Origin of the sequence: Eubacterium sp. ER2, from assembly GCF_000765215.1 — a bacterium.
In the GTDB taxonomy this organism is placed as follows: domain Bacteria; phylum Bacillota; class Clostridia; order Lachnospirales; family Lachnospiraceae; genus Claveliimonas; species Claveliimonas intestinigallinarum.
This window is the reverse complement of record NZ_JPJE01000042.1, coordinates 1-1,946: the sequence shown is the minus strand read 5'-3', so window position 1 is coordinate 1,946 and position 1,946 is coordinate 1. Positions and strand designations below refer to the sequence as shown.

The 1,946-nt window shown below is 46.1% G+C and carries 1 protein-coding gene; it reads left to right on the top strand.

Going from position 1 to position 1,946, the window contains the following annotated elements; genetic code table 11:
- Window positions 1–136: 136 nt before the first annotated feature.
- Window positions 137–1,423 carry an IS110 family transposase gene (locus tag NI21_RS0113820; protein ID WP_033126798.1) on the top strand — a complete coding sequence of 429 codons (1,287 nt, stop codon included), beginning with the start codon at window positions 137–139 and terminating at the stop codon, window positions 1,421–1,423.
- The last annotated feature ends 523 nt before the right edge of the window (window positions 1,424–1,946 follow it).

The window sequence follows — 1,946 nt, the reverse complement described above, 5'->3', positions numbered from 1 at the left end:
ACAGGAGCTTCCTGTATAATACAAATATAGGGAATTCCACGAAAGGTGGTTGAGAAAAAAAGATACCTCAGAGTAAAATAAGATTTGCTGACTTTGCTGGTTAGTACAAATCCTATAGAACAGAGAGGTATCTGAAATGAAGTATAACACACAAAACGCAAAAATTGCATCCATTACTGAAAAAACTTTAATTGTTGGTATTGATGTTGGAAGTGAAACTCATTTTGTCCGTGCTTTCGACTGGAGGAATTATGAATTTACCAAAAAGCCTTTTGAGTTTAGCAATAGTGAAGCGGGATTTCAGACCTTCAAAGCCTGGATGGAGGATCTTTTAGAGAAAAATGGCAAATCCGTTGTGATTCCTGGTATGGAGCCAACCGGTCATTACTGGTTCGCCCTGGGAAAATTCCTGCAGGACAATGGAATGAGGCCGGTGCATGTAAATCCCCATCACGTAAAAAAGTCGAAAGAACTGGACGACAATAATCCCAACAAGAATGACCGCAAAGACCCAAAGACGATCGCCAGTCTTGTGAATGAAGGACGTTTCTCTTATCCTTATATACCTACTGGCGTTTATGCAGAGATCAGGAGTTTGTCAAACATGCGGTTCCAGGCACAGGAAGAGCTTACCAGAGCCAAAAACCGGATCGCCAGATGGTTCTCCATCTATTTCCCGGAGTATAAAGACGTTTACAGGGATCTAAAGGCGGTCAGCGGAAGGATGGTACTGGAGACAGCACCGCTGCCGGAGGATATCTGTAAACTGGGAGTGGAAGGCGTAAACAGGATCTGGAGGGACGCAAAACTGAGAGGCGCCGGAATGAAGAGGGCAAAGACCCTGGTATCGGCTGCAGAGCACAGCGTTGGAAGTAAGGAAGCGCCGGAAGCGGCAAGGATTGAACTGAAGAACCTGCTGAAAGATATGGATGTATATGCATCAAGAGTGGAAGAACTGCTTGGGGTGATAGAAGAAAAATTGAAAGAGATCCCATATATCGACAAACTGATGGCGATCAAGGGAGTTGGACTGGTCACAGTCAGTGGATTTATTGCAGAAGTAGGGGACATCAGACGTTTCGATGATCCAAAACAGCTGCAGAAGCTGGCAGGATATGCGATTGTGTCGAATGAGTCAGGAAAGCATAAAGGCGAAAGCCGGATCAGCTACAGAGGCCGGAAACGCCTGAGATATGTGCTGTATGAAGCAGCGCTGTCACTGATCGGGAGGAATCCGGAGTTTAAAGCGATCCACGAGTACTATCGGACACGCAAAGAGAATCCTTTGAAGAAGATGCAGTCCGTAGTGGCAATCGCATGTAAAGTGATCAGGATCTTTTATGTGATACTGACCAAAGGGGTGGATTATAACCCGGAAAAAATGATGGGAGATATCCGCAGGCCCCAGATACAGGCAGCGTAATAAAGTAAAACAGGAATCGTTGATCCATGCTTGTCACAGTTGAATTGAGCCCATGAAGAGGAAGAAGTGGATTGAATTCAGCTGTGGCAGGACAGCTGGAGGCAGGTGGAATCATTTACGGGGAAACGTCCGCCGCAAGGTGCCGGAATGAGGAAGCGTGCCGGAAGTCAGTAAATGTAAGACAAAGAATGAGCCAGTAGTCGGCAGGTATATTTTCCATAGGGCAAGACCCTGCACAGGAGCAAAGCTGACACCCTGGTTATGGGCAGGCGGGACGAAGGAAGTGAGGACCCGGCGGAGACGCAGGAGATCCTGGTAGACACGGGAGGTGCGCTGCCATAGATGGAAGGGTATACACAAGGCCATGTAAAACGAAATACGAAGACGTTTTACTTCGTGTACCCAAAACCAGCTATTTTCGTATCAGATACAGAGAAATGCCCATCTCCATGGCTCATTCATCTGAGATAGTAACTTGAAAAACCTTTATTTTAAAGGAAAATCACTTGACAATATAGGGAGG